The organism is Lentzea sp. NPDC058436, from assembly GCF_042721515.1.
GTDB lineage: Bacteria > Actinomycetota > Actinomycetes > Mycobacteriales > Pseudonocardiaceae > Lentzea.
In genome coordinates this window covers 1,690,422-1,716,290 of sequence record NZ_JBHXLF010000001.1, presented here as the reverse complement: position 1 = coordinate 1,716,290, position 25,869 = coordinate 1,690,422, and the positions used below count along the sequence as shown (strand labels likewise).

The following is a 25,869-nucleotide window of genomic DNA, read 5'->3' as shown; positions in this document are numbered from 1 at the left end:
TCGCGGACTTGTCTTGGACGCCCCGTCTGACCGGCGCATACGGTCGAAACCGTGACCAGCGAACCCGTCTTCGACGCGAAGATCCCCGCCGCCGCCTCGCCGAAGGTGGAGTTCATCAGCCTGTCGCACCTGAACCCGTCGACAGAGCTGAACCCGATCCCCACCCGCGGCATCGACCTGGACTACTTCCGCACGTACGTCCGCTCGCTCGAAGAGGGCGGCTACGACTACACGTTGCTGCCGTACGGTGCCGCGAGCGCCGACTCGTTCGTCGTGGCGTCGGCCGTCGGCCAGCTCACCGAACGGATCAGGCCGATCGTCGCGCTCCGGCCGAACACGACGTTCCCGTTGGTGGGCGCGCAGAAGCTCGCCACCCTGGACCAGCTCACCGAGGGACGCGCGGTCGTCCACCTGATCTCCGGCGGCAGCGACGCCGAGCAGGCCCGGCAGGGCGACTACCTGCCCAAGGACCGCCGGTACGCCCGCACCTCCGAGTACATCGACCTGCTGCGGCGGGCGTGGACCGAACCTGCGCCGTTCAGCCACGACGGTGAGTTCTACAAGTTCGACGACTTCGGACCCGGCTTCGCGCCGTACGGCTCACCGATCCCGATCTCCATCGGCGGCCAGTCCGACGAGGCGTTCCAGGTCGGCGGGGAGAAGGCCGACATCTTCAGCTTCTGGGGCGAGCCGCTCGACGACCTGCGCGGGGAGATCGACCGCGTGCACGCCATCGCCCGCGCCGCCGGCCGCACGACGCTGCCGCGGATCTGGGTGACGTTCCGGCCGATCATCGCCAAGACCGACGAACTGGCGTGGAAGAAGGCCCACGAGTACGTCGCGAAGATCGCCGACACGTTCGGCAAGGCCGCGTACGGCAAGCAGCGCTTCATCACCGCCGGGAACCCGCAGAACGTCGGTTCGCAGCGCGCGTTGTCGTTCGCCGAGAAGAGCGAGCTGTACGACCGTGCACTGTGGACTCGAACGGCGGCCGTCACGAACGCGGCCGGTGCGTCGACCGCGCTCGTCGGCTCCCCGGAGACGGTGGCGGCGGCGATCCTGGACTACGTCGACCGGGGCGCCGACCTGGTGAGCATCCGCGGCTACGACACGCTGGCCGACGCCGTCGACTACGGCAGGCACGTGCTTCCCCTGGTGCGGCAGGAGATCGCGCACCGGGAGGCCACCGGCACCCGCGGCACGCTGCAGGCCGACCACCTCGGCGGCTACGGCGAGGAGTACCGCCGGTTCGCCGTCGCGGGACAGGCATGACGAGCACCGCGTACGACCTCCCCGTCCCGGTCGAGGACCTCACCGCCGTCACCGCGGAGCTCGCCGAGACGGCGGCGGAGTACGACCAGAGCGGCGCGATCCCGGTGCGGGGCCTGGAGGTCGCGCACCGGGCAGGGCTGCTCACGGCGACCGTCGGCACCCGGTTCGGCGGACCGGGTGCCGGCCCCCGCGAGACCGCGCGCATCCTCACCGCGCTGGGCGAGGGCGACCCGTCAGTGGCGCTGATCGTGGCGAACACGCTGATGGCGCACTCCGCCCAGGCGGCTCACGCGCACTGGCCCGCCGCGTACTACGACGACGTGCTGCGCCGCTCGTTGGCCGGTCCGGCGCCGGTCAACGCCATCCGGGCCGAACCCGAGCTCGGTGCTCCCGCCCGTGGCGGCCTGCCGAAGACGACCATTTCGCGTTCGGGTTCTGGCTGGCTCCTGCACGGCCACAAGGCCTACGCCACCGGTGCCTCCGCGTTGGCGTACCACCAGGTGTGGGTGGTCACCGACGATCCGCAACCGCGGGTCGGGCACGTGATCGTCCCCGGCGACCTGCCCGGCATCACGTGGGTCGACACCTGGGACCACCTGGGACTACGCGCCTCCAACACCCACGACGTCATCTACGACGGCGTCGAGCTGCCGTTGGACGCGTTCGTCGAGATCCCGCGTTCGCCGGACGGCGTCTACCGCGATCCCGCCGCGGCGGCCGGTCCCGGCAGCTTCGGCCACCCCGCGCTGTACATCGGGGTGGCGCGGGCCGCCCGGACCGCGTTCGCCGAGTTCACCCGGTCACGGGTGCCCGCCGCCCTCGGCAAGCCGATCGCCGAGACCGAACGGATCCAGGCCGTGGCGGGCGAGATCGACCTGCAGATCACGCAGGCGGAGACGTTGCTGCACGGCGCGCTGCTGCGGATCGAGGCGGGCGACGCGATCGGGCCGCAGCTCTCGGTGATCAAGGTGGCCATCGCCCGGTCCGTGGTCTCCGCCGTGCAGACGGCGGTGGCGGCGCTCGGCAACCCCGCGCTGTCCCGCCGGAACTCGCTGGAACGGCACCTGCGGGACGTGCTCTGCGTGCGCGTGCACCCACCGCAGGAGGACGCCGCTCTGATCGCGGCGGGTCAGCGCGTGCTCGGCGGGTCGTAGGCCCGCACCGGCGGCACCGGGCCGTCGAACCTCGTGACGGCGACCAACACGTGTGCTCCGCTGGTCGCCTGCGTGAGCGGTGAGGTCGGGACGTCCCTGGTGAGGACGTTGACGTTGCCGTTCACGCAGTCGGCGACCTCCGGCGCGCTGGGGTCGAACCACGCCCCGGTGTGCATCTGCGCCACGCCCGGTAGCAGCGCGTCGGTGACGAGCACCCCGGCCAGCAGGGTTCCCCGGGCGCTGCGGACCCGTGCGATGTCCCCTGTGGACAGTCCGCGCGCCTGAGCGTCGGCGGGGTTGAGGCGCAGCGGTTCCCGGCCGGCGATCTTGGTGGACTGGCTCGCGTCTCCCATGTCCAGCTGGCTGTGCAGGCGGTGCGACGGCTGGTTGCACAGCAGGTGGAGGTCGAACTCGGTGGCCAGCGGCAAGCCCCACCACTGGGTGGGTTCACGCCAGCGGGCCTGGCCGGCCACCGGGGAGGACAGCTCGATGCGGCCGCTCGGGGTGGCGAGCGGCGAGGTGCCGGGGGAGGCGCGGAAGTCCGTGAAGACCGGGTCCGAGTAGGGGAGTTGGGGCAGGTCCACGCCGCCGTCGCGCCAGAACTCGGCGAACGGGGGCGCGGGAGGTGATCCCGCGGAGGCCCGCCACTCCTCGTAGATCCTCTCCAGCCACTCCCGCGAACCGAGCCCCTCGTCGAAGTCCGCGCCCAGCCGTGCCGCCAACCGGCCGTAGATCCAGAACTCCTCGCGCGCCTCCCCGAACGGCTCCACCACGCGGGGCATCGCCCGCAGCCGGCTGTCCCCGGCCCCCGCGGCGACGTCCTCGCGCTCCAGCGTGGAGGCGACCGGCAGCACGATGTCGGCGTGCCGGGCGGTCGGCGTCCAGTGGGTCTCGTGCACGACCAGGGTGTCCAACCTGGACAGTGCGTCGCGCAGCCGCCGCAGGTCCTGGTGGTGGTGGAACGGGTTCCCGCCCGCCCAGTACGCCAGCTTCACCGACGGGAACCGCAACCGTCCGCCGTCGTACGGAAACTCCTCGCCGGGGTGCAGCAGCATGTCGCTGATCCGTGCGCACGGGACGTAGTCGGCGACGGGGTTGGTGCCCTGCGGGAACGTCGGCAGGCGCGGCCCGGCGATGCCGACGCCGTAGTCGCCCATCGAGCCGAAGCCGTGCGCGAAACCACCGCCCGGCAACCCGATCTGCCCGAGGAACGCGGCCAGGGTGAGCGCGGCGAAGATCGGCTGTTCGCCGTTCTCCCCGCGCTGCAACGCGTAGACGACGTTGATCAGGGTCCGCCCTACGGCCATCCGGTGTGCGAGTGCGCGGATCGTCGCCGCGGGCACGAGGCTGATCGCGGACGCCCACTCCGGGGTCTTGGCCACGCCGTCGAGTTCGCCGAGCACGTACCGGCGCACCTCGTCCGCCCCGACGGTGTAGCGGGCCAGGAACGCGTCGTCGGCCAGCGAGTCGGTCACCAGCACGTGGATCAGCGCGAGCATCACGGCGGTGTCCGTCGCGGGCATGACACCGATCCACTCGGCGCCGAGGTCCTCGAACGCGTCGTCCCGTTGTGCGGACAGGGAGACGACCTCGGTGGTGCGGCCGACCGCCCTCAGGTGCCCGGAGCCGATGTGCCGCGCCTGCCCGCCCGGCGCGACCCACGTGTTGGACCGGCGCACGCCGCCGAAGCTGACCAGCAGGTCGGTGTGCTCGGCCAGGTCAGCCCACGACGTGGGCCGGTAGCGCAGTTCGAGGGCGGCCTGCGCGCCGACGAGGTGGGGGAGCAGCACCATGCTCGCGCCCCGGCTGTAGTCGTTGACCGAGCGCGTGTAGCCGCCGACGGAGTTCAGGAACCGGTGCAGCTGGCTCTGCGCGTGGTGGAACCGTCCCGCGCTGCCCCAGCCGTACGAGCCGCCGAAGATCGCCTGGTTGCCGAACCGCGACCGCACCCGGTCCAGTTCGTTCGCCAGCAGGTCCAGAGCGGTGTCCCAGCCGACCTCGACGAAGTCGCCGTCGCGCGGGCCGGGCCCGGGACCGTTCTCCAGCCACCCGCGCCGCACGCTCGGCCGTGCCACCCGCGAGCGGTGCCGGTTGCCGCTCACCACGTTGCCGATGGCCGGCGCCGCGTCGGCGTCGCGAGGGTGTGCCGAGACGACCTCGCCGCCGGACGCCTCGACGCGGTACGTTCCCCAGTGCGCGCTGGTTTCCACACCGGCGACGGTAGCCGCGATCAGGCGGTGTCAGAGATAAGACTCCGTGATGGGAACCGATCCCCATTTCGTCTTGGACCCCTTGACCTGCCCGCTCTTACCGTCTTCGCATGAAGACCACCCGCGCGTTCCGGACCATCGTCGGCTTCGTCACCGTGCTGGCCCTCACCGCGTGCGGGGCCGGCGCCACCCCGGGAGGTGGTGCAGCGAAACAGGGCGGCGGCATCACGTTCCTGATCGACTCCCTCGGTGACACCTGGATTCCCAACAACAGCGCCATTTCCAGCTTCCAGGGCCACATCTGGGGCCACGTCACCGACAAGCTCGTCTACGTCGACGAGAACGGCAAGGTCAGCCCGTGGATCGCGGAGAAGTGGGAGCAGAACCCCACCGCGACCGAGTTCACGTTGCACCTCAAGACCGGCGTCACGTTCTCCGACAAGACACCGCTCGACGCCGCCGCGGTCGTGGCGAACCTCGACATCTGGTCCAAGGGCGACCCGGCCCGCGGCATCAACCCGATCGGCCTGTTCCCCAAGACCTACGACCGCGCCGAGGCCGTGGACCCGCAGACCGTCAAGGTGTTCTTCAAGGCGCCGACGCTCGGGTTCATCCCGACGCTGGGCTACCACGGCTCGATCCTCATCTCGCCCAAGACCATCGCGCTGCCCGCGGCGCAGCAGGCCGACCTGTCCAACGACATCGGCAGCGGCCCGTTCGTCGTCCAGTCCTGGAAGGAGGGCGACAGCGTCGTGCTGAAGAAGCGCGACGACTACAACTGGGCGCCGGGCGCACTGGGCAAGCAGGGGCCGGCGACCCTCGACACGATCACGTACAAGCTCGTCGCGGAACCGTCCGTGCGCACCTCCGCCGTCCAGTCGGGACAGGCCGACGTCGCCTACAACCCGTCGCCGCAGGAGCTGAAGTCCTTCAAGGACCAGGGCTTCACCACGGCGACCCCGCGCTACCTCGGCTTCGTCAACGGCTACGCGGTCAACACGAAGGTCGCGCCGTTCGACGACCTCAAGGTGCGCCAGGCGTTCCAGCACGGCATCGACCGCGCGGAGATCATCTCGACCGTCTACACCGAGGACTGGCTGCCCGCGAAGTCGTTGTTCCAGAGCAACGTGCCGGGCGCGACCGACCGCAGCGCCGACTTCGCGTTCGACGCCGCCAAGTCGAACAAGCTGCTCGACGAGGCCGGCTGGGTCAAGGGCGCCGACGGCGTGCGCGTCAAGGACGGCAAGCCACTCGCGCTGACGCTCTTCTCCAACCCCTACCTGGCGGCGTCCAAGTCGATCGACGAACTGGTCTCCCAGCAGCTGGGCAAGCTCGGCTTCAAGGTCGGCATCCAGTCGTTCGACGTCGTCACCTACGGCGAGCGGATCAAGCTCAACAGCCCGACCGTGCCCGCCTACGAGATCACCCGCAGCTTCATCGACGCGGGCACGGTCGCCGGTGTGCTGACCGACGCCAACAAGGGTGAGAACTGGTTCGGCCTCGGCCAGAGCGACCAGAAGCTCGTCGAACTGGCGACCGGCGTCGCGCGGTCCGAGAGCGTCGAGGCCCGCGCCAAGCTGCTCGACGAACTGCAGGGCTACGTGCTGCAGCAGGGCTACTACGTGCCGCTGACGCAGATCGTGCAGCGCATCTACCTGCAGTCGCCCAAGCTCACCGGCGTGACGTACAACGGCATCGCGTACGCCAACTACTACACCGCCTCGCTCACGTCATGAACCGCGCTTACGGCATCTACGCGCTGCGCCGGGTGGTGCAGGCGGCCGTGGTGATCCTGCTGGCCTACGTGTTCACGTTCGTCGTGATCAGCGTGCTGCCCGGTGACCCGGTGACGAACACGTTGCGCAACCCGCAGAACGGGTTCACCGAGGAGGAGATCACCAGGATCGTCTCCTACTACGGCCTGGACCGCCCGGTGTACGTGCAGCTGTGGGAGTCGTTGTCCCGCTTCGTGACCGGCGACCTCGGCATCTCGCTGCGGTCGGGGCTGCCGGTGTCACGGCTCGTCGGCGAGGTGCTCCCGTCGACGATCGTGCTCGCGCTGTCGGCGCTGGCGGTCGCGGTGCTGCTGGCCTTCGCGGTCGCGTTCGGCACGCGGTACCTGCCGGTCCGCTACGGCCAGGGCCTGCTGCGGGCGTTCCCGTCGCTGTTCCTCTCGGTGCCGAACTACGTGATCGGCCTGCTGCTGATCAACGTGTTCGCGTTCCAGCTCGGGTGGTTCCGGGTGATCGACGCCGAGGCCGTGCTGCCGACGTTCTTCGCGGCGGTCGCGCTGGGCATCCCGGTGTCCGCGCGGGTGGCCGAGGTGCTCATCGCGAACCTCGACCACGAGGCGGGGCAGGAGTACGCGGCGGTCGCCCGGTCCCGCGGGCTCGGCCAGACCCGGTTGTTCTTCCGCCACCTGCTCAAACCGTCGTCCCTGCCGGTCGTCACGGTGATCGCGCTGACCGTCGGCGAACTGCTCGGCGGCGCCGTGATCACCGAGAAGATCTTCGGACGCACCGGCATCGGCAGCCTCGTCGAGCGGTCCGTGACGACCCAGGACCTGCCGGTGCTGCAGGCCGTCGTCGCGCTCGCGGCCGTGGTGTTCGTCGTCGTGAACCTCCTGGCCGATCTCGTCTACCCGTTGCTCGACCCGCGGGTCCGGCCGCGGGACAAGGAGGTGGTGGCGTCGTGACGACCACCCTCACCAGGCAGCGCAGGGCGGTCCCGCTCACCGCCGCGTTGTCGTTCGGCGTCGTCGGGATCGTGCTGCTGTGGTCGGTCGTGCCGGGGCTCTTCTCCGGCCAGAACCCGGCCGCGGGCGTGCCCGCCGACAAGTTCCAGGCGCCGAGCTTCGCGCACTGGTTCGGCACCGACCACCTGGGGCGCGACCTGTTCGCCCGCGTCGTGCACGGCACCGCGTCGTCGGTGAGCAGCGCGCTGATCGCCGTGGGCATCGCCGTGCTGGTCGGTGGGCTGATGGGGCTCGTCGCCGGGTTCGCCGGCGGCTGGGCCGACACGGTGCTGGCCCGGCTGGTCGACGTGCTGCTGGCGATCCCGGAGTTCCTGCTGGCGGTGATCGTGGTGAGCGCGCTCGGGTTCGAGACGACCAACGCGGCCATCGCGACCGGCGTCTCGGCGGTCGGCGTGTTCGCCAGGGTCATGCGGTCGGAGGTGATCAAGACCCGCCGGGCGGTGTTCGTCGAGGCCGCGCACCTGCAGGGCGGGGCGCAGTGGCACGTCCTCGTGCGGCACGTCCTGCCGAACGCCTCGCGGTCGCTGCTCTCGCTGGCGGTGCTGCAGTTCGGCTACTCGATCCTGATCATCGCCGGGCTCGCGTTCCTCGGCTACGGCGATCCGCCGCCCGCCTCCGACTGGGGCCTGCTGATCTCGGTCGGCAAGGACTACCCGCTGTCCCCGTGGCTGGTCTACGCACCGGCCCTCGTCATGATCACGACAGTCCTCTCCGTGAACAGGATCAGCCGATGGCTACGCAGGACCGACTGACCCTCGACCGCGTCGACGTCGTGCCGGACACGGCGGCGTTGCTGCGGGTGGACGACCTGACCGTCGCTTATGGACACCACGAGGTGGTGTCGCACGTGAGCTTCTCGCTGCGGCGCGGGGAGAGCCTCGCGCTCATCGGGGAGTCCGGTTCCGGGAAGTCGACCATCGCCCGCTCGGTGCTGCGGCTGCTGCCGCGCTCCGGTCACGCGCGCGGGGTCGTCTCGTTCGACGGCCAGGACGTGCTGTCGTTGCCCGAACGGCGTTTCCGCCCGTTGCGCGGCCGTGCCATCGGGTTCGTGCCGCAGGACCCCGGCCACGCCCTGAACCCGGTGCGCACCATCGGGTCGCAGGCGCAGGAGGCGGCGGCGCTGCTGGGCCCGGCCTCCCGCGCCGAGCGCACCGGCCTGGTGCTCGACACGTTCGCCCAGGTGGGCCTGGACGATCCGCGGCGCGTGCACGACTCGTACCCGCACGAGCTGTCTGGCGGGATGTTGCAACGGGTGCTGATCGGGCTCACCGTGCTGCCGAGGCCCGCGTTGATCGTCGCCGACGAACCGACGTCGGCGCTGGACGTGACCATCCAGAAGCGCATCCTCGACCTGCTGTCCCGGCTGCGCGAAGAACTGGACATCAGTCTGCTGCTGATCACCCACGACCTCGCGATCGCCGCCGAACGAGCCGACTCGCTGGTGGTGCTCAAGGACGGCGTGGTGCAGGAAGCCGGTGACACGGCAACGGTGTTCGCCGCGCCGGCCTCGGCCTACGCCCGCCAGTTGCACGCGGACGTGCCCGCGCTGAACCCCGGCCGCTACGCGCACCTGCGCACGTCGCCCGCCGGCCCGGCGAAGATCGAGGTCAGCGGCGTCACGAAGTCGTTCACCGTCGAGGGCTTCCGGCTGACCGCGGTCGACGACGTGTCGTTCACCGTCGGTGCGGGGGAGACCCACGCGCTGGTCGGCGAGTCGGGCTCGGGCAAGACGACCACGATCCGCCTGCTGCTCGGGCTGGAGAAGCCGGACAGCGGCGGCATCACCGTCGCAGGGGAGGAGGTGACCGGGCGTTCGCACCAGTCGTTGCGGTCCGTGCGTCGGCACCTCCAGCTGGTGTACCAGAACCCCTTCACCTCACTCGATCCCACGTGGACGGTCGAGCGCCTGGTGGGGGAGTCGCTCGACCGCTACAAGATCGGGGACCGCCGGGAGCGGTCCGCACGGGTGCGCGAGGCGCTCGACGCCGTCGGACTGCGGGCGGAGCTGTTGTCCCGCAAGCCCTCCGCGCTGTCGGGCGGGCAACGGCAGCGGGTCGCGATCGCCAGGGCGCTGGTGCTGCGACCGGACGTCATCGTCCTCGACGAACCGACGTCGGCGCTCGACGTCACCGTGCAGGCGGGGATCGTCGAGGTGCTGCTGTCGTTGCAGGCGGAGCTCGGGCTGACGTACGTGTTCGTGTCGCACGACCTGGCGCTGGTCCGCCAGTTCGCGCACACGGTCTCGGTGATGCACCGGGGCCGGATCGTGGAGAGCGGCCCCGTCGAGACCGTGTTCGACGCCCCGCGCGAGCCCTACACCCGCGCGCTCGTCGAGTCGGTGCCCGCCGGCGTGAAGGGACTCTGATGCGGCTCGGTTTCAACACCCGCGTGTCGTTCGACGACGACAACGGCCCGGAACGAGGCCTGCGCGACGGCATCGCCCTGTTCCGCGCGGCCGAGGCGCTCGGCTACCAGTCGGGCTGGGTCTACCAGCGCCACTTCGACCACTACCTGTCCTCGCCGCTGCCGTTCCTGGCCGCGGCCGGTCAGCACACCCACCGCATCCGCCTCGGCACCGCCGTGCTCCCGATGCGCTACCAGGACCCGATCCTGCTGGCGGAGGCGGCGGGCACCACCGACCTGCTCGTGGACCGACGCCTCGAACTGGCCGTGGCGACCGGCGCCAACGCCGCGTTCGACGCGGTCTTCGGCACTGTCGGCACGGACGCCCGCACCGAGGCGCAACGCAGGCAGGAACGCTTCCTCGCGGCGGTCGGCGGCGAGACCCTGCACGTGGTCGACGGACCCGGTCAGGGCGCCCCACCGGGAACCGCGCTGAAGGTGACACCGCACAGCCCCGGCCTGCTGTCACGGGTGCGGCAGGGCGCGGCGAGCCTCGGTTCGGCGGTGCGGGCGGCGGAACTGGGCATCGGGTTGATCACCGGCACGGTGCTGCACGACTTGGACCAGGGCGAGACGTTCGGCGAGTACCAGGCCCGCATCATCGAGGCGAACCGCGTCGCGTGGCGGGAGAAGCACGGCACAACGCCACCGCCGGTCGCCGTGGCCGCGTCGATCCTGCCGGGCACGACCGCCGAGTTGCGGGAGAAGTACGCGTCCTACGACCTGCAACGCCGGACGGAGGGCATGGCCGCGTCCCGTCCGCGTGGCGCGCTGGAACCGGTGATCAGCGCGGACCTGCCCGCCGGGATGCGGATCAGCCCGGTGTTCCACGGCTCGCCGGAGGAGGTCACGGCGGCGGTGCTGGCGGACCCCGGGCTGGCGGTGGCGGACGAGGTGGTGCTGTTCCTGCCGCCGGGGTTCGAGCTGGCGGAGAACGTGCGGCTGCTCACGGACCTGGCCGCGACGGTGGCGCCCGCGCTGGGCTGGGCGCCGTCGGTGTAGTCGTTCGAACCAGGGGCTCGGGGCACCCGCCCCGAGCCCCTGGTCGTCACTCTCCGGTCTCGACCGGCCGTTCCGGATCCGACGACCAGGCCGACCACGAACCGGGGTACAGGGCGGCATCGACGCCGGCCACGGCCAGGGCGGCGATCTGGTGCGCGGCCGTCACCCCGGACCCGCAGTACACGCCCACGTCCGAACCCCGCACGTCCGCGAACCGGGCCCGCAGCTCCTCGGTCGGCAGGAACGCGCCGTCCCGCAGGTTGCCCGCGGTGGGCGCGGACCGTGCGCCGGGGATGTGGCCGGCGCGAGGATCGACCGGCTCGACCTCGCCGCGGAACCGTTCGGCCGCGCGGGCGTCCAGCAGCACGCCCTTGTCCGCCAGCACGGCGGCCTCGTCCGCGGACAGCGTCGGCAGGTGGCCGGGCGACAGCTCGACGTCACCCGGTTCCGCGGTCTCGTCCCCTGTGGACAGAACGAACCCGTTCTCCCGCCACGACTTCAGCGCGCCGTCGAGGATGCGCACGTCCTTCACGCCCGCCCAGCGCAGCAGCCACCACGCGCGGGCGGCTGCGGTTCCGCCGTTGTCGTCGTACACGACGACCGGGCGGCCCGCGGTGACGCCCCAGCGGCGAGCGGCGGCTTGCAGATCAGTGAGTTCCGGGAGCGGGTGCCGGCCCTCCACCCCACCGGGAGGCGCGGCGAGCTCGGTGTCCAGGTCGACGTAGACCGCGCCCGGGACGTGCCCCGCTCGGTAGTGGTCGTGGCCCGCCGGGTCGCCCAGCGCCCAGCGCACGTCGAGCACCAGCGGCGGACGACTGGCGGCGAGCAGGTCCTGCAGCTCGGACGGCTCGACCAGGACGGACCGGCGCGGGAGGTCGGGCAGCGTGGCGAGGAGGTCGGCGTCGTCGAGGCCGCTCGGGCTCACCCCCTCGGCGGCGGCGCGCTGGACGCGTTCGGCCAGCGCGGCGTTGTAGGGCGCGGAACGGCCGGAGAGCCGGGCCTGCAGCACGATCTCGCCGTTGAGGTAGTCGGTCTCGGGTGCGCCGCCGCGGTGCAGGCTCTGCCAGGTGGAGCCGCCTCGCCGGTCGTGGCCGGGGATGTCGTGGACCACGACGGCCTTGGTGACGTCGGCCGGTGTGAGGCCGTGGACGCCGAGCACCAGTTCGGCCTCCTGGCGGGTGATGCGCGCGGCGGCCTCGCGCAGAGGGCTCGGCGGGTAGAGCGCGTCCAGGGCGTTGAGCGTGTTCGACACGAGCTTCGCGGCCTTCCACGGCCGGACGTCCTCGACGACCTCGACGTGGAACCGCGACGCGCGGAAGTCCTCGGCGATCCCGGCCAGCCTCGGGTGGTCGCCGCTCGGGTAGGCGCCGAGCCACAACGCGCCCGCGGCGGGCTCGGCGGGCGACACGACCTCGCCCGCGGCCAGGTGGCTCGTCGGCACCCACACGACCGCGCCGAACACGGCCGCGAACCGCCGCAGGGCGACCCGCTCGTTCTCCAGCCCGTTCTGCAGCAGGACGATCGGCAGTTCGGACGCCGCCGTGCTCTCGCCCACCGGCCGCCACGCCCAGGCCCGCACGACCTCCTCGGTGTCCTGCGACTTCGTGGCCAGCACCAGGACGTCGTCGGAGTGCAGCTCCACCTCGTCGGGACCGCCCGCCACCGGCAGCTCGATCGTCGCGGCGCCCCGTGGCGTGACGTAGCGCAAACCGCGTGCGCGCAACGCCTCCAGGTTCGCTCCGCGCGCGACCAGGACCACCTGGCGACCGGCTTCGTGCAGCTCAGCGGCGAGAGTGGCGCCGACCGCGCCACCCCCGATGACGACGTACCTGGTCATGTCACGCTCCCCTGTGGACAGACTCCTGTCCGCTCGGGAAAAGCCTTGTCGCGGCAGGGTCTCAGGACAAGACCTACCACATGCTGGGACCGGTTACGGGATCAGCACGATCCTGCCGAACACCTCACCCGCGTCCATCCTGCGGTGCGCGAGCGCAGCCTCCTCCAACGGCAGCTGTTCGTGCACCACCGCCCGCAGATCACCTCGTGCGGCAGCGGCGAACTGCTCGGTTCGCACCGCGAGTCTCTCCGGTCCGGGCACGGTGGCCGCGCTGAAAGCCGCGAACGACAACGACTTCCGGAACGAGGCCATGATCCGCGTGCCGAAGTCGGCCGGTGGCTGACCGCCGACGGCCCCGACCACGACCACCCTGCCGTTCGGGTTGAGCCTGTCCAGGAACGACGGCAGGTCCGGACCGGCCACGACGTCGATGATCACGTCGTGGCCGCCGTCACCGCCGGAACGGTCCAGCACCTCGGTCGCACCGAGTGCGCGCAGCCGTTCGCCGCGGTCGGCCGACGAGGTGGTGACGGCCACTGCGCTCGCGCCACCCAGCGCCGCGAGCTGGACCGCCATGATCCCGAGACTGCCGGACGCGCCCCGGACCAGCACGGACTCACCGGCGGTGAAGCGGGCGTGCGCGAGCCCGAAGTGCGCCACCACCCCGGCGCTCCCGAGCGTCACGGCGTCGGCGCCGGACAGACCGTCGGGCAGCACGACGACCTCGTCGACCGACGCGGTGGCGTGTTCGGCGTACCCGCCGCCGGTGCCGGTGGCCGCCCACACGCGTCGCCCGACCCAGGAGCGGTCCACGTCGTCACCCACCGCCGTCACGACGCCCGCGACCTCACCACCGGGCACGTGACCCTTCCGGAACCCGTAGGAGGCGAGGTCGCCGCGCCGGATCACGACGTCCACGCCGCCGACGCCGATCGCCTCGACGGCGACCAGCACCTCCCGCCGTCCGGGCACCGGGACCGGGAGGTCCACGACCTCCATCCCGTCGGGGTCACCGAACGCCCGCACCACAACAGCTCTCATGACACCGAAGCTAGATGGACGCCCCCGTCCGTTTCGCTAAAGTGAGAGCGTGGCCGACAGTTCGTCTCGGATCGAGCGGTCCGACGCCCGGTACAACCGCGAGCAGATCCTGGACGCGGCACGCGAGGTGTTCGCGGCCGACGGCCTGACCGCGCCGCTGCGGGAGGTGGCCCGCCGCGCCGGAGTCGGTCCCGCGACCCTCTACCGGCACTTCCCGACCAAGGAGGCTCTGGCGGCGGAGGCGTTCGCCGACCGGATGCGGGCCTGCGAGACGATCGTCGCGGACGGCCTCGCCGACCCCGACCCGTGGCAGGGCTTCTGCTCGGTGATCGAGAAGATCTGCGAGCTGCACAGCCGCGACCGGGGCTTCACGGCGGCGTTCACGGCGAACTTCCCCCACGCGGCGGACTTCACGGCCCGCCGCGAGCGCACGCTGAAGTCGGTCGCGAAGCTGGCGCGGCAGGCCAAGCGGACCGGCCGGCTGCGCCAGGACTTCGTGCTGGACGACCTGGTCCTCGTGCTCATGGCCAACAACGGGATCCACGCGACCACCACCGCCACCCGCGCGGCGGCGTCCCGTCGCTTCGCCTCGCTGGTGATCCGCGCGTTCCAGGCGGACTAGTCCTCTGTGGACCCCACGCGCACGAGCATCTTCCCGACGTTGTCGCCCCGCAGCACCCCGAGGAACGCCCCGACGAGGTTCTCGAACCCGTCCACCACGGTCTCGACGACGTCCACCGAGCCGTTCTGGAGGTGGGGGACCAGGAACCGCTCGAACGGCTCGCGGGCGTCGAGGTGCTCGCGGACCAGGTAGCCCTCGACGCGCAGCGACTTGAACATCACGTCGGCCAGGTTGTGCGGTGCCGCGGGCGGCGCCGAGCTGTACTGCGCGATCGCCCCCGACCACGCGACGCGGCCGTGGGGGCGCAGGGCGTCGATCGCCGCCGCGAGGTGGTCACCGCCGACGTTGTCGAGGTAGACGTCGATGCCGTCCGGCGCGGCCTGTGCGAGGAGTTCGCCGACCGGGCCCGAGCGGTAGTCGAACGCCTCGTCGAACCCGATCTCCTTCAACCGCGCCACCTTCGCCGCCGACCCGGCGCTGCCGATGATCCGCCCGGCGCCCATCAGCCGCGCGATCTGCCCGGCCGCGGTGCCGACGCCTCCCGCCGCGGCGGACACGAACAGGTCCTCGCCCGGCTGGAGCCGCGCGATCCTGGTCAGCCCGACGAACGCCGTCAGCCCCGTGCCGCCCAGCACACCGAGGTACGCGCTCAACGGCACCCCGTCGGCCTGGTGCACGCGCCGGACGTCCGCAGTGTCGACTACGGCGTGCGTCGCCCAGCCCGCGCGGTGGAACACGGTCGTGCCGGCAGGGAAGTCCGGCGACCGCGACTCGACGACCCGCCCGATCGCCCGGCCCTCCAGCCCGGCCTCGCCCGTGTCCATCAGCTGGCGCATGTACGGGTCGACCGACAGGTAAACGTTCTCGACCAGCAGCTGCCCGTCGGCGAGGGAGGACAGTTGTTCCGTGACGACGGTGAAGTCGTCCGCGGTGGGCGCGCCCTGAGGACGGGTGATCTGGCGGACGGCGAGGAATGTGCTCATGGGCGAGAAACGTAGGGATCACCGGCCCGATCCCGGCAGACCGCGACGTTGATCGATCGCCGAGTTCCATGAGCCGCGTTCATGGATAGTGGAGCCGTGGACCTCAGCCCGTCAGACCTGCGCCTGCTGATCGCCGTGGACCGCACCGGCAGCTTCACGGCGGCCGCCCGTGAGGTGGGCCTCACGCAGTCCGCCGTGTCGCACGCCGTGCGGGAGTCCGAACGCCGAGTCGGCGCGGTGCTGTTCGAGCGCGGCCGGTCGGGCGCGCGGCCGACACCCGCCGGGGAGCGCGCGCTCGTGCACGCCCGGCAGATCCTGCGCCAGCTGGAACTGCTGCGCACCGAGGCGCGCGACGCGGCCGCCGGGTCGATCTCCGGACCGGTGCGCATCGCGACGTTCCGCACGGCCGCCGCGCACCTGCTGCCCCCGGTGCTGGACCGGCTGACCACCCGGTTCCCCGCACTGAAACCGCAGGTCCTGGTCGTGCCCGAACTGGGACGCGGTGCCGCGGGCGAGGTAGCGGACGGCCGGGCCGACCTCGCCATCGCCACCCTCGACGACAACGCGGAGCTGCCCGGCCTGCACCACGGCGAGCTGCTCAGCGAGCCGTACCTGCTGGTGCACCCGGCGGGGCACCCGGACCCGCGCACGCTGCCGTTGCTCGACTGGCCGGAGAACTGCTCCTCCTACACGCGCCACTGGTGGAAGACGCAGGACTGGCTGCCACCGCGACGGCTCGACGTGGCCGACGACAGCGTCGTGCTGTCGATGGTCGCCCAGGGCATCGGCATGGCGATCCTCCCGCGACTGACGCTGCACAACCCGCCGCAGGGCGTGGAGATCGTCGACCTGGGCGACGAACGCCCGTCCCGCAGGCTGGTCCACGTGACGACGAGCGCGGCCAGGCACTCGCTCGCGGTCCGTGAGCTGATCCGCGAGCTCAGAGCCGCCGTGGTCAGCGAACGGGACTGATCCCCGCCACCGCCACCGCGAACAGCCGCCCTGCCGCCTTCTCCGGCTCGCCGTGGTGCTCGGTGACCATCGCGATGCCGACGATCAGGCCGACCAGCTCGGACACCGTGATGTCCCGTGCGACCGCGCCGTCCTCGACCGCCTTGCGCAGCAACGGTTCCGCGGCCTCCTCGATCGCCGACGCGCACGAGTTCGGTCCGGTCGGGTCGCTGTCGTAGGCCAGGGCGGTGGCGAGCCCCTTGGCACCGACGCAGTACGTCACGAGGTCGGCCAGCCACGCGAGCAGCGCCTTCCCGCCGTCGTCCGACGCGGTCAGCTCGCGCGCCCTCTCGCACAGCACCTCGATCCGGTGCCACAGCACGGCCTGCAGCAATGCCTGCCGGGTGGGGAAGTGGCGCCGCACGGTCGCCGACCCCACGCCGGCGACGCGGGCGATCTGCTCCAGCGACGCGTTCGCGCCGTGCTCGGCGACCTCCTGCTCGGCCACGGCGAGGATGCGCTCGTGGTTGCGCCGTGCGTCGGCGCGCTGGCGATCGGTCATGGCAACCTCGTGGTTGATAAACGGCGGGGCCCGCCATATCGTAGCGGACACAGAAACGGCGGGCCCCGCCGTTTTGACGTTCGCAGTGGAGGAGAGCCATGTCCGTGCTCGTCACCGGAGCTACCGGCAAGCAGGGAGGCGCGGCCGTCCGCGCCCTGACCGCGGCGGGTGTGCCCGTGCGGGCGCTGGTCCGCGACCCGGAGTCGGACCGGGCCAAGGCGCTGGGGGTCGAGCTCGTCAGCGGCGACCTGCGCGACCGCGAGTCGCTGGTGCGCGCCACCAAGGGCGCGACCGCGGTCTTCTCGGTGCAGATGGCCGAGTTCACCGGGGACGGCTTCGACTTCCCTGGAGAGCTGGCCCAGGCGACCAACCTCGTCGAGGCCGCCGTCCAGCAGGGCGTTCCGCAGTTCATCCAGACCACGGTGGACGGCGCAGGCCCGCACGTCGTGGACGAGCTCTACCCGATGCGCGCCGACTCCCTCAACACCAAGGCCGCGATCCAGGACCGGGTCCGCGAGGCCGGTTTCGAGCGGTGGACGCTGCTCAAGCCCGGCTTCTTCATGGACAACCTCCTGCCGGAGTTCGCCTACCTGTTCCCGCGCGGAGTGGAGGGCGGCATCGTGAGCATGGTGAAGCCCGGCACCCGGCTGTCCCTGGTCGCGGTGCAGGACATCGGCGCCGCCGTGGCCGCCGCCGTCGCCGACCCGGACAGGTGGCACCGCGTCGAACTGGAGCTGACCAGCGACCACCTGTCGATGGCGGAGATCGCGGAGGTGCTCTCCGGCGTGCTCGGCGTGGAGCTGGCCGCTCCGGACATGACCCTGGAGCAGGCCCGCGCCGCCGGGATGCCGGAGATGGGCGCGGGGCACGACCGGATGAACGAGTCGGGCATGGTGGGACGGCCCGAGTTCGCGCGTGAGATGGGGTTGCCGCTCACGAGCTTCGCCGACTGGGCACGCGAGCGGCTGGGCTGATCACCGTTCGTTGACCTGGTGCGAGTGGCTGGCCGATCACCGGTCGCCGGCTTGGGGCGGGTGTGGCCGGCTGATCACCGGTCGCCGGCTTGGTGCGGGTGTGGCCGGCTGATCAGCGCTCCCACGGCGGCACCCAGTCCGGGTCGGCGCCCAGCGCCTCCAGCCGCTCGAAGCACCCCTGCTGACCGCCGTGGCGCGCGCCCCACAGCGCGAGGTCCAGGTCCTCCTGCGGCGCGCCGGCCAGCAGGGTCTCCAGCCGGTCGGCCAGCCCGAGCGTCGCGGCGTCCACCAGCGTGACCACCGCGCCGCGCTCGACGAGTCGATGAGCGGCACGCCACTGCGCGAACGCCCGCGCGTCCGCCAGGGGAGTGCCGCCGCCGATCACCGCGCCGTCGGCGTTGATGTCCGCGCCGGCGTCGAGGAGCGCGTCGAGCACCTCGACGTCGTCGGCGCTGGCGGCCCAATGCAGGGGCGTCTCGCGGTGCGCACCCTCGAACCGTGCGTTGACGTCAGCGCCCGCCGCCACCAGCACGCCCACGGTCTGCGCGCCGTTCGGGCACCGGGCGGGCCAGTCCGTCAGCACGTGCAACAGGGTTCGCCGGTTGCCCGTGTCGTCGGTGAGCCGCGCGGTCGCCAGGCCGGGCTCGTCCGCCAGCAGTCGTCTCAACGCGGCCAGATCACCACTGCGGATGGCGGCCACCGCGGCCAGGAGGTCGTCCGGCACGGCCTAGTTCCCCGACCAGCGCACGACGTCCGCGAAGGTCGTGTTGCCGCCGCACACCAGGACGCCCAGCCGCGCACCGGGCCCGACCCGGTCCAGCACGGTGCGCGCCGCCGCCACGAGGCATCCGGCGGCGGGCTCCGCCCACACCTTCTGCGTCTCGGCCAGCGTGATCGACCCCCGCACCGCGTCGGCGTCGGACACGACCAGGACGTCCTCGACCAGCGCGACCGCGTGGTCGTAGGTCAGCTGCGACGCGTGCGGTGCCGAGAGGGTCGACACGATCGACGTCGGCGTGATGTCCACCGGCCCGCCCGCGTCCAGTGCCTGCCGCATCGCGTCGGCGCCCTCGACCTCGACGCCCCACACGCGGACGCCGGGCACGAGCGCGTGGAACGCCGTCGCCACGCCCGCGACGAACCCTCCGCCACCGATGCTCACCAGCACGTCGGTGAGGTCGGGGGCGTCCGTCGCGAACTCCAGGCCCGCCGTGCCCTGACCGGCGATCACGATCGGGTCGTCGTACGGGTGCACGAGGGTGGCGCCCGCCGCGACCAGGTCGTTCATCAGCGCGAACGCCGCCGGGAGGCTGTCGGTGAGCCGCACGTCCGCACCCGCGGCGCGAGCCAGTTCGACCGATCGGGCGGGTGCCGAGGACGGCATCACGACCGTGGCGGCCACGCCCAGGGCGTTCGCGGCGTCGGCCAGCGCGATCCCGTGGTTGCCGCCGCTGACCCCGACCACGCCCGCGGCCCTCGCCTCGTCCGGCAGCGAGAGGATCTTCGCGAACGCGCCGCGGATCTTGAAGGAACCGCTGCGCTGCAGCAGTTCCAGCTTCACCGTCGTCGGGACGCCGAGCAGCGCGGACAGCCCGGGGGAGGGGAGGGTCGGAGTGCGCAGCACCCGGCCCTCGATCACCTCGGCCGCGGAACGGACGTCGTGGAGGGTCACCAGGTCGGCCATGACGTCACCCTAGGGCGTTCGTCCGGTGGCAGGCGCGGGCTAGAGACCCGGAGACGCCGAAGGCTCGCCGGCGCCGAACCTGGTGATCTCCAGCCTGGCCACGTTCCGCACGTACCGGCTGGCCCGCCCGTCGTGCGGCGTGACGAGGGTGGGCCTGGTCAGCAGCCTGCCGTTGTAGCGGGTGGCGAGCAGCGCCGAGCACGCGCCGAACTCCGGGTCGACCTCCGCCCACGACAGCAGCACGCGGTAGCCGTCGGCCGAGGAGGCGACCACGACGAAGCTGAGCTTGTCCATCTTGCTGCCCCGGGACGTGCGCAGCCTGACCTTGCCGAGGACCTCGTGCAGCGGGACCCCCTGCACCTGGTGGACCTCGCGGACGCGGGTCGTCCGGTACTGGACGTTGACCGGGTCGCGGGCATGCGCGTCGAGGTGGGACGTGTGGAAGACCCACTCGTGGTTGATGTCTCCGGTGACCAGGACCTGGTCCTCGGACAGCGGTGTGCGCGGTGCCGGTATGCCTGCGAACGACGACGTCACACGTTTCAGAGTACTTGCGCATCTGCGGAAGGAAAGGGGTGCTTTTGCTCCCTATCAGCGGCATCTAGGATCGAAGTATGCCGAATCTGCGGATCAAGTCCGGAATCGCCAGAGGCGTCCTCGTGGTCGCCTCGGCCGCACTGGTGCTGGCGGGCTGCGGCTCCGCCCAGCCGACGGGGAGCGCGCCGGCGTCCGGGTCGGAGGCGCCGAAGGTCACCGGTGACGTCACGGTGTTCGCGGCGGCCTCGCTGACGGAGACGTTCACCCAGCTGGGCAAGGACTTCGAGGCCGCGAACCCCGGCACGAAGGTCAAGTTCAACTTCGGCGGCAGCTCGGCGCTCGCCCAGCAGCTCAACCAGGGCGCGCCGGCCGACGTGTTCGCGAGCGCCGCACCTGCCAACATGAAGCAGGTGACCGACACCAAGACGATCACCGACGCGCCGAAGACGTTCGTCAAGAACTCCCTGCAGATCGCCGTGCCCAAGGGCAACCCCGGCAAGATCGCGGGGCTCGCGGACTTCGCGAACGCCGACAAGAAGATCGCGCTGTGCGCCGAGCAGGTCCCGTGCGGGGCGGCGTCGAAGAAGGTGTTCGAGGCCGCCAAGATCACGGCCGCGCCGGACACGCTGGAGCAGGACGTCAAGGCCGTGCTGACCAAGGTCTCGCTCGGCGAGGTCGACGGCGCCCTGGTCTACAAGACGGACGTCAAGGCCGCGGGGGACAAGGTCGAGGGCATCACGTTCGCCGAGGCCTCCCAGGCGGTCAACGACTACCCGATCGCGCAGCTCGCCAAGGCGCCGAACGCGGCCGCGGCGAAGGCGTTCGTCGACTTCGTGCTGTCGGACAAGGGGCGTTCGGTGCTGAGCGCGGCGGGCTTCGACGGTCCGTGACGCGCAACCGGGTGCGGGGGCGGCTCCCCGCCGTCCTCGTCCTGCCCGCCGTGATCGGGCTGGCGTTCCTGCTGGTCCCGCTCGCCGGGCTGCTGATCAAGACGCCGTGGACGTCGCTGACCACGTTGCTCAGCGCCGAGGTCGGTGAGGCGCTGCGACTGTCGTTGATCTGCGCCTCGCTCGCCACGGTGCTGTGCCTGTTCCTCGGCATCCCGCTGGCCTGGCTGCTGGCGCGCTCCGGGCTGCCGGGACGGGGGTTCCTGCGGGCGCTCGTCACCGTGCCGCTCGTGCTGCCACCGGTCGTCGGCGGTGTCGCGCTGCTGCTGGTCCTGGGGCGGCGCGGCCTGATCGGGCAGCACCTGGACGCGTGGTTCGGCATCTCGCTGCCGTTCACCACGGCCGGTGTCGTCATCGCGGAGGCGTTCGTGGCGATGCCGTTCCTGGTGATCTCGGTCGAGGGCGCGCTGCGGGCCGCCGACCCTCGCTACGAGGAGGCCGCGGCGACGCTGGGGGCCTCGAAGTGGCTGACGTTCCGGCGCGTGACGCTGCCGTCGGTGCTGCCGGGTGTCGTGGCGGGCGCGGTGCTGTGCTGGGCGCGGGCGCTGGGGGAGTTCGGCGCCACGATCACGTTCGCGGGCAACTTCCCCGGTGAGACGACGACGATGCCGCTCGCGGTGTACCTGGCCCTGGAGACCGACCCGGACGCGGCGATCGTGCTGAGCATCGTGCTGCTGCTGGTGTCCGTCGGAGTGCTGGCCGGTCTGCGCGACCGGTGGATCAGCGGGCCGACATGACCCTCAACGCGGAACTGCGCGTCACGCGCGGCACCTTCTCCCTCGACCTGGACGTGACGATCGCGCCGGGCGAGGTCGTCGCCCTGCTCGGACCGAACGGCGCGGGCAAGTCCACCGCGTTGCGCGCCCTCGCCGGCCTGCTCCCGCTGACGTCCGGGCGGATCAGCGTCGGTGAGTCCACCTGGGACGGTCCGGACGCGTTCCTGCCCGCCGAGAAGCGGCCGATCGGCGTGGTGTTCCAGGACTACCTGCTCTTCGCGCACATGTCCGCCCTGGAGAACGTGGCCTTCGGGCTCAGGTCCCGCGGCACGCGCAAGGCCGAGGCACGTGCAGAGGCGGCGCGCTGGCTCGACCGGGTCGGGCTGGACGGCTACGAGCAGACGAAACCCCGTTCCCTGTCAGGAGGTCAGGCGCAGCGCGTCGCTCTCGCACGGGCGTTGGCGACCGGTCCGAGCCTGCTGCTGCTCGACGAACCACTGGCCGCGCTGGACGCGAGCACGCGCCTGCAGGTCCGTTCGGAGCTGGGCCGCCACCTCGCCGACTTCGGCGGCCACACGCTGCTCGTCACGCACGACCCGTTGGACGCCATGGTCCTCGCCGACCGCCTGGTGATCCTCGAAGGCGGCCGTGCCGTGCAGACCGGCCCGCCCGCCGAGGTCGCCCGGCAGCCGCGCACCGACTACGTGGCCAACCTCGTCGGCCTGAACTTCTTCCGCGGCAAGGCATCCGGCACGCGGGTCGACCTGGACGGCGGTGGTGGCCTCACGGTCGCCGAACCCGCCGACGGCCCGGTGCACGTCGTGTTCCCGCCCAACGCGGTGAGCCTGCACGCGGAGAAGCCGGAAGGCAGTCCGCGCAACGTCTGGCCCGTCACGGTCGCGGCGATCGAGCAGCACGCGCACACGACCCGCGTCCGCCTGGATGGACCGCCGGGCGTGCTCGCCGACATCACCACGGCCACCCTCGCCGAACTGCGCCTGCGGCCCGGCGACGGGCTCTGGGCGGCGGTGAAGGCGACCGAGATCCACGTCTACCCGGCCTGACTGTTCCACATCGCGGGAGCCCTTGCCGCTGAACACCTCCTGCTCCGACCATTGCCGCCACCACGGAGTGGACGGAGGGGCGACATGAGCGCGGAGGACGGTGTCGGCCGTGAGCGCAAGCTCGCGCTGAACGAGGACTGGGCGGCGACCATAGCCGGGTTGGTGTTGCTCACCCTGGTGCTGGCGAAGATCCTGCCCGGCTGGCTGGTGCCGTGATGGCGGAAGTCGAGACGCGGCAACGATCTCAGGTCTGGTGGGCCGTCGGCGGAGTGGCCGTCGTCGTGGTGCTGGGCGCGCTGACCCGGTACCTGGAGCAGAACGTACCGGTGTTCACCAAGGGCACGTGGCTCGGGGACATCGCGAAGAGCATCGAGTACCCGGTCTACGCGATCGCGCTGGGGTTGCTGGGCAACGCGGTGCTGACCGGGCTCGGGTTCCGGGACAAGCTCGCCGCGGGCTTCCGCACCGAGTTCTTCATCAAGACCGGTCTGGTGCTGCTCGGCGCGTCGATCAACTTCGCGGTGATCGTCAAGGCGGCCGGTCCCGCCATCGCCCAGGCGTTCCTGCTCATCACGCTGGTCTTCGGCTTCACCTGGTGGCTCGGCGGCAAGCTCGGCATCGACGCGAAGCTGCGGGCGCTGCTGGCGTCGGCGGTGTCGATCTGCGGTGTGAGCGCGGCCATTGCGGCCGCCGGCGCGGTGCAGGCCCGCCGCGAACAGCTCGCGTACACGGCGAGCCTGGTGATCATCTTCGCGCTGCCCTCGATCTTCCTGCTGCCGCTGGCCGTGGACGCGCTCGGCCTGTCCGCACCGGTGGCGGGCGCGTGGATCGGCGGCAACATCGACACCACCGCCGCCGTGAGCGCGGCGGGCGCGCTGGTCGGCGAGGAGGCGCTGCAGATCGCGACGATCGTGAAGACGACGCAGAACGCGCTGCTCGGTGTCGTCGCCGTCGCGCTGACCGCGTACTTCGCCTTCAAGGTCGAGCGCACGGGTGAGGCGAAGGTCAGCGGCAAGGCGCTGTGGGAGCGGTTCCCCAAGTTCGTGCTCGGCTTCCTGCTGGCCTCGATCGTGGCGACGGTCTTCCTGGAGTCCGGTGGTGACAAGACCGTCATCACGACGGTCAACGACCTGCGCACGCTGTTCCTGATCCTGGCGTTCGTCTCGATCGGACTGGAGTTCCGGGTCGCTCCGCTGCGCGAAGCGGGGTGGAGGCCGATCGGGGTCTTCGCCAGCGCCGCGGTGTTCAACTTGCTGGTCGGCCTGGGACTCGCGAGCATTCTCTTCGCGAACTTCAACGGCTGATCCGGCGCCCTCACCGCGTGCCGGGCGGGAGAAGGGCACCGGATGACGGACACAGCGCCACACGGATGGGTGCCGGTCGAGCACAGGTTCCTCGGGCTCGACCGGCGCACGTTCAGGCCGGCCCTGAGCGTTCTGGTCATCGCGCTGCTGCTCCTGTACGGGCTGCCCGCGCTGAACGCGCTCATCCCGTGGCACAACGAGATCCGCGCGGGTGACGTGCTGGATCTGGGCGACGGCGCGACCGCAGTCCCGCCGGTGGGCTGGCAGCTGGAGTCCGGCGCGCTGACCGGCGGCTCGGTGTCCCCGGCGAGCGTCGAGGTCCAGCTGACGACGGGCGGCGCGGCGATCTCGCTGCGGGGCGTCGCGTTCAGCGGATCCGCCGACGCGTTCCTCGACCAGGTGCTGCGCTCGGAGGGCGGTGCACCGGGGATCGACGGGTCGCGCGGCACCGTGACGACCGCGAGCGGCCTGGTCGGCGTCGCGCAGGCGAGCACGTCACCGCAGGGGGACGGCCTGGACGTCGCGTTCAAGATGACCAGGACGGCCGCGGACGCGGAGTCGGCACCGGCGTTGCTGGTACGGGTCCGCACCGCGCCGAGCCAGTTCGAGCGGCAGCAGGACACCGTGGGGACGTTCGTGCGCAGCATCACGGCGGGGGTGGCCCGATGACCACGACCTCCGAGGTGAAGACCGCCCAGCTCACCGCGATCGAGGAGTCGGGCTGGGGGCAGCCGTTCCGGTTCGTCCAGCCGCGCAACCTGGCGTTCTGGGTCTACCTGCTCGGCGTGGGCGGTGGCGTGCTGGCGATCCTGCGCTACTTCGGTCCGGGAGCGCACTTCTACAGCCCGGCCCTGACCGGCGGCGTGCTGCTGTTCGGCCTGTACCTCGTGCCGTGGCTGCTCCTGCTGCGCCACCAGAACCGCTACACCGCCCAGCCGGCGTCCCTGCTGGCGGCGGCGTTCGCGTGGGGCGGTCTCGCGGCGACGTTCTGGATCGCGCTGCCCGCCAACACCGCCCTGCTGGAGATCTGGACGAAGCTCGGCGGCACGGCGTTCGCGGCGGACTGGGCGGCCGGGCTCACCGCGCCCATCAACGAGGAGTTCGCCAAGGCGCTCGGTCTCGTCCTGCTGATCGGGCTGGCCCCGAGGCTGGTGCGCGGCGCCTACGACGGGTTCATCATCGGCGCGTTCCTCGGCCTGGGCTTCCAGGTCTTCGAGGACGTCCTCTACGTCTACAACGGCGCCGCGCAGACGTTCGGCGCGAGCCAGATCGCGTCGTCGTTGCAGATCTTCGTGGTCCGCGGCGCGGCCGGCATCGTGTCGCACGCGCTGTTCAGCGCGGTCTTCTGCGCTGGCCTGATGTGGGTGCTCGGCCGCACGCCGGGCGAGCGCAACGTGCCGCGCGGCGTCCTGACCATGCTGGCCGCGATGGTGTTCCACTTCGCGTGGGACGACATGACGGGTCTGAGCGGCGGGATCGGCGCGCTGGCGGTCGTGCTGCCGTTCGTGATCGCGGCGGTCGAGCTCGTCGCCCTCTTCTACGTCCTGCGGCACGCCGCGCGGCAGGAACGGGTCTGGATCCGGCAGCTGCTGCAGCCGGAGGCGGACGCCGGTGTGATCGATCCCGCACTGCTCGCCGCCGTGAGCGGCCTGCGCGGTGACCGCAAGGCGTTCCGCAAGCTCGTGCACGGTCGCAGCAGGTCACGGCATCTGCTCGACGCGGCGGCGGATCTTGCCCGCGAACTGGCCCGCGCGCAAGGCCTGGAGACGAACGAGGTCGTCCACGCCCGTGCCGAACTGCTCCGGCTGCGCGGAGTCGTTCGCTAGGGCGTTGCGAGGGCTTACCGTGGAA

25 protein-coding genes are annotated in these 25,869 nt (G+C 71.8%); 17 read left to right on the top strand and 8 right to left on the bottom strand.

Features of this window, described 5'->3' with window-relative positions; genetic code table 11:
• The first annotated feature begins 51 nt into the window (after positions 1-51).
• On the top strand, positions 52-1,272 hold the full coding sequence (locus tag ACFWN2_RS07050) for an LLM class flavin-dependent oxidoreductase (protein WP_382425427.1): 1,221 nt from the start codon (positions 52-54) through the stop codon (positions 1,270-1,272).
• Positions 1,269-2,426 carry an acyl-CoA dehydrogenase family protein gene (locus ACFWN2_RS07045; protein ID WP_382425426.1) on the top strand — a complete coding sequence of 386 codons (1,158 nt, stop codon included), beginning with the start codon at positions 1,269-1,271 and terminating at the stop codon, positions 2,424-2,426. Before ACFWN2_RS07050 ends, ACFWN2_RS07045 begins: the two co-directional genes overlap by 4 nt.
• Here the strand turns inward: ACFWN2_RS07045 and ACFWN2_RS07040 are convergent.
• Positions 2,402-4,636: a molybdopterin-dependent oxidoreductase gene (locus ACFWN2_RS07040; RefSeq protein ID WP_382425424.1), complete on the bottom strand. Its 2,235-nt coding sequence runs from the start codon at positions 4,634-4,636 to the stop codon at positions 2,402-2,404. The two genes, ACFWN2_RS07045 and ACFWN2_RS07040, sit on opposite strands and share 25 nt — an antisense overlap.
• Before the next feature lie 110 nt (positions 4,637-4,746).
• Here ACFWN2_RS07040 and ACFWN2_RS07035 point away from each other — a divergent pair, with 110 nt between their 5' ends.
• From ACFWN2_RS07035 to ACFWN2_RS07015, 5 genes are read left to right on the top strand one after another with little or no spacing between them, the layout of a single operon-like run.
• Positions 4,747-6,372 carry an ABC transporter substrate-binding protein gene (locus tag ACFWN2_RS07035; protein WP_382425423.1) on the top strand — a complete coding sequence of 542 codons (1,626 nt, stop codon included), beginning with the start codon at positions 4,747-4,749 and terminating at the stop codon, positions 6,370-6,372.
• Positions 6,369-7,331 carry an ABC transporter permease gene (locus ACFWN2_RS07030; RefSeq protein WP_382425421.1) on the top strand — a complete coding sequence of 321 codons (963 nt, stop codon included), beginning with the start codon at positions 6,369-6,371 and terminating at the stop codon, positions 7,329-7,331. Before ACFWN2_RS07035 ends, ACFWN2_RS07030 begins: the two co-directional genes overlap by 4 nt.
• Positions 7,328-8,143, top strand: a complete 816-nt coding sequence (locus ACFWN2_RS07025; RefSeq protein WP_382425420.1) for an ABC transporter permease — start codon at positions 7,328-7,330, stop codon at positions 8,141-8,143. Before ACFWN2_RS07030 ends, ACFWN2_RS07025 begins: the two co-directional genes overlap by 4 nt.
• The gene (locus tag ACFWN2_RS07020; protein WP_382425418.1) at positions 8,122-9,756 is read left to right on the top strand and encodes a dipeptide ABC transporter ATP-binding protein; all 1,635 of its coding nucleotides are present in this window, start codon (positions 8,122-8,124) and stop codon (positions 9,754-9,756) included. The genes ACFWN2_RS07025 and ACFWN2_RS07020 overlap by 22 nt, the downstream gene beginning before the upstream one ends.
• On the top strand, positions 9,756-10,796 hold the full coding sequence (locus tag ACFWN2_RS07015) for an LLM class flavin-dependent oxidoreductase (RefSeq protein ID WP_382425417.1): 1,041 nt from the start codon (positions 9,756-9,758) through the stop codon (positions 10,794-10,796). Before ACFWN2_RS07020 ends, ACFWN2_RS07015 begins: the two co-directional genes overlap by 1 nt.
• A gap of 46 nt (positions 10,797-10,842) precedes the next feature.
• Here ACFWN2_RS07015 and ACFWN2_RS07010 read toward each other — a convergent pair whose 3' ends face one another.
• Both ACFWN2_RS07010 and ACFWN2_RS07005 read right to left on the bottom strand, forming a co-directional pair.
• Positions 10,843-12,633 carry a rhodanese-like domain-containing protein gene (locus ACFWN2_RS07010; RefSeq protein ID WP_382425415.1) on the bottom strand — a complete coding sequence of 597 codons (1,791 nt, stop codon included), beginning with the start codon at positions 12,631-12,633 and terminating at the stop codon, positions 10,843-10,845.
• Between the two features lie 93 nt (positions 12,634-12,726).
• A complete protein-coding gene (locus ACFWN2_RS07005) occupies positions 12,727-13,674 on the bottom strand; it encodes a zinc-binding dehydrogenase (RefSeq protein WP_382425413.1) in 948 nt (315 codons plus the stop codon).
• A 49-nt stretch (positions 13,675-13,723) separates the two neighbouring features.
• Between ACFWN2_RS07005 and ACFWN2_RS07000 the strand changes: the two genes are divergently transcribed.
• Entirely contained in the window at positions 13,724-14,296 is a 573-nt protein-coding gene (locus tag ACFWN2_RS07000) for a TetR/AcrR family transcriptional regulator (RefSeq protein ID WP_382425412.1), read from the top strand.
• Here the strand turns inward: ACFWN2_RS07000 and ACFWN2_RS06995 are convergent.
• Entirely contained in the window at positions 14,293-15,279 is a 987-nt protein-coding gene (locus tag ACFWN2_RS06995) for an NADP-dependent oxidoreductase (protein WP_382425411.1), read from the bottom strand. The two genes, ACFWN2_RS07000 and ACFWN2_RS06995, sit on opposite strands and share 4 nt — an antisense overlap.
• A 96-nt stretch (positions 15,280-15,375) precedes the next feature.
• Between ACFWN2_RS06995 and ACFWN2_RS06990 the strand changes: the two genes are divergently transcribed.
• A complete protein-coding gene (locus ACFWN2_RS06990; RefSeq protein WP_382425410.1) occupies positions 15,376-16,251 on the top strand; it encodes a LysR family transcriptional regulator in 876 nt (291 codons plus the stop codon).
• Here the strand turns inward: ACFWN2_RS06990 and ACFWN2_RS06985 are convergent.
• Positions 16,235-16,792, bottom strand: coding sequence for a TetR/AcrR family transcriptional regulator (locus ACFWN2_RS06985; RefSeq protein WP_382425409.1), 558 nt, complete (start codon positions 16,790-16,792; stop codon positions 16,235-16,237). The genes ACFWN2_RS06990 and ACFWN2_RS06985 overlap by 17 nt on opposite strands.
• Before the next feature lie 98 nt (positions 16,793-16,890).
• Here ACFWN2_RS06985 and ACFWN2_RS06980 point away from each other — a divergent pair, with 98 nt between their 5' ends.
• Positions 16,891-17,766, top strand: coding sequence for an NmrA family NAD(P)-binding protein (locus ACFWN2_RS06980; RefSeq protein ID WP_382425408.1), 876 nt, complete (start codon positions 16,891-16,893; stop codon positions 17,764-17,766).
• A gap of 112 nt (positions 17,767-17,878) precedes the next feature.
• Here ACFWN2_RS06980 and ACFWN2_RS06975 read toward each other — a convergent pair whose 3' ends face one another.
• The 3 genes from ACFWN2_RS06975 to ACFWN2_RS06965 are packed head-to-tail and all read right to left on the bottom strand — an operon-like array spanning position 17,879 to position 19,987.
• Positions 17,879-18,490 (bottom strand): ankyrin repeat domain-containing protein, encoded by a 612-nt coding sequence (locus tag ACFWN2_RS06975; protein ID WP_382425407.1) that lies wholly within the window; start codon positions 18,488-18,490, stop codon positions 17,879-17,881.
• Positions 18,491-18,493: 3 nt separating this feature from the next.
• On the bottom strand, positions 18,494-19,450 hold the full coding sequence (locus ACFWN2_RS06970) for a threonine/serine dehydratase (protein ID WP_382425405.1): 957 nt from the start codon (positions 19,448-19,450) through the stop codon (positions 18,494-18,496).
• Positions 19,451-19,489: 39 nt separating this feature from the next.
• Complete coding sequence (locus ACFWN2_RS06965; RefSeq protein ID WP_382425404.1) at positions 19,490-19,987, bottom strand: molybdopterin-binding protein; 498 nt, start codon at positions 19,985-19,987, stop codon at positions 19,490-19,492.
• 77 nt (positions 19,988-20,064) lie between these two features.
• Between ACFWN2_RS06965 and modA the strand changes: the two genes are divergently transcribed.
• The 7 genes from modA to ACFWN2_RS06930 all read left to right on the top strand — a co-directional run bounded on the left by modA (position 20,065) and on the right by ACFWN2_RS06930 (position 25,844).
• Positions 20,065-20,877, top strand: coding sequence for a molybdate ABC transporter substrate-binding protein (gene modA / locus ACFWN2_RS06960; protein WP_382425402.1), 813 nt, complete (start codon positions 20,065-20,067; stop codon positions 20,875-20,877).
• Positions 20,874-21,671, top strand: a complete 798-nt coding sequence (gene modB, locus ACFWN2_RS06955) for a molybdate ABC transporter permease subunit (RefSeq protein WP_382425400.1) — start codon at positions 20,874-20,876, stop codon at positions 21,669-21,671. Before modA ends, modB begins: the two co-directional genes overlap by 4 nt.
• Positions 21,668-22,714, top strand: a complete 1,047-nt coding sequence (locus ACFWN2_RS06950; RefSeq protein WP_382425399.1) for an ABC transporter ATP-binding protein — start codon at positions 21,668-21,670, stop codon at positions 22,712-22,714. Before modB ends, ACFWN2_RS06950 begins: the two co-directional genes overlap by 4 nt.
• Positions 22,715-22,798: 84 nt before the next feature.
• A complete protein-coding gene (locus ACFWN2_RS06945) occupies positions 22,799-22,930 on the top strand; it encodes a hypothetical protein (protein WP_382425397.1) in 132 nt (43 codons plus the stop codon).
• Positions 22,930-24,018, top strand: coding sequence for a YeiH family protein (locus ACFWN2_RS06940; RefSeq protein ID WP_382425395.1), 1,089 nt, complete (start codon positions 22,930-22,932; stop codon positions 24,016-24,018). Before ACFWN2_RS06945 ends, ACFWN2_RS06940 begins: the two co-directional genes overlap by 1 nt.
• 42 nt (positions 24,019-24,060) lie before the next feature.
• Positions 24,061-24,687, top strand: coding sequence for a hypothetical protein (locus ACFWN2_RS06935; protein ID WP_382425394.1), 627 nt, complete (start codon positions 24,061-24,063; stop codon positions 24,685-24,687).
• The gene (locus ACFWN2_RS06930; RefSeq protein ID WP_382425392.1) at positions 24,684-25,844 is read left to right on the top strand and encodes a PrsW family intramembrane metalloprotease; all 1,161 of its coding nucleotides are present in this window, start codon (positions 24,684-24,686) and stop codon (positions 25,842-25,844) included. Before ACFWN2_RS06935 ends, ACFWN2_RS06930 begins: the two co-directional genes overlap by 4 nt.
• The last annotated feature ends 25 nt before the right edge of the window (positions 25,845-25,869 follow it).

Excerpts from the sequence above, each read along its gene's own strand:
- ACFWN2_RS06995 (WP_382425411.1), bottom strand. The coding sequence starts at position 15,279 with ATGAGCACATTCCTCGCCGTCCGCCAGATCACCCGTCCTCAGGGCGCG.
- ACFWN2_RS06985 (WP_382425409.1), bottom strand. The coding sequence starts at position 16,792 with ATGACCGATCGCCAGCGCGCCGACGCACGGCGCAACCACGAGCGCATC.
- ACFWN2_RS06935 (WP_382425394.1), top strand. The coding sequence starts at position 24,061 with ATGACGGACACAGCGCCACACGGATGGGTGCCGGTCGAGCACAGGTTC.
- modA (WP_382425402.1), top strand. The coding sequence starts at position 20,065 with ATGCCGAATCTGCGGATCAAGTCCGGAATCGCCAGAGGCGTCCTCGTG.
- ACFWN2_RS07020 (WP_382425418.1), top strand. The coding sequence starts at position 8,122 with ATGGCTACGCAGGACCGACTGACCCTCGACCGCGTCGACGTCGTGCCG.
- ACFWN2_RS07035 (WP_382425423.1), top strand. The coding sequence starts at position 4,747 with ATGAAGACCACCCGCGCGTTCCGGACCATCGTCGGCTTCGTCACCGTG.
- ACFWN2_RS07015 (WP_382425417.1), top strand. The coding sequence starts at position 9,756 with ATGCGGCTCGGTTTCAACACCCGCGTGTCGTTCGACGACGACAACGGC.
- ACFWN2_RS07010 (WP_382425415.1), bottom strand. The coding sequence starts at position 12,633 with ATGACCAGGTACGTCGTCATCGGGGGTGGCGCGGTCGGCGCCACTCTC.
- ACFWN2_RS06970 (WP_382425405.1), bottom strand. The coding sequence starts at position 19,450 with ATGGCCGACCTGGTGACCCTCCACGACGTCCGTTCCGCGGCCGAGGTG.
- ACFWN2_RS06930 (WP_382425392.1), top strand. The coding sequence starts at position 24,684 with ATGACCACGACCTCCGAGGTGAAGACCGCCCAGCTCACCGCGATCGAG.
- ACFWN2_RS06945 (WP_382425397.1), top strand. The coding sequence starts at position 22,799 with ATGAGCGCGGAGGACGGTGTCGGCCGTGAGCGCAAGCTCGCGCTGAAC.
- ACFWN2_RS06940 (WP_382425395.1), top strand. The coding sequence starts at position 22,930 with ATGGCGGAAGTCGAGACGCGGCAACGATCTCAGGTCTGGTGGGCCGTC.
- ACFWN2_RS07045 (WP_382425426.1), top strand. The coding sequence starts at position 1,269 with ATGACGAGCACCGCGTACGACCTCCCCGTCCCGGTCGAGGACCTCACC.
- ACFWN2_RS07005 (WP_382425413.1), bottom strand. The coding sequence starts at position 13,674 with ATGAGAGCTGTTGTGGTGCGGGCGTTCGGTGACCCCGACGGGATGGAG.
- ACFWN2_RS07030 (WP_382425421.1), top strand. The coding sequence starts at position 6,369 with ATGAACCGCGCTTACGGCATCTACGCGCTGCGCCGGGTGGTGCAGGCG.
- ACFWN2_RS06980 (WP_382425408.1), top strand. The coding sequence starts at position 16,891 with ATGTCCGTGCTCGTCACCGGAGCTACCGGCAAGCAGGGAGGCGCGGCC.
- ACFWN2_RS06950 (WP_382425399.1), top strand. The coding sequence starts at position 21,668 with ATGACCCTCAACGCGGAACTGCGCGTCACGCGCGGCACCTTCTCCCTC.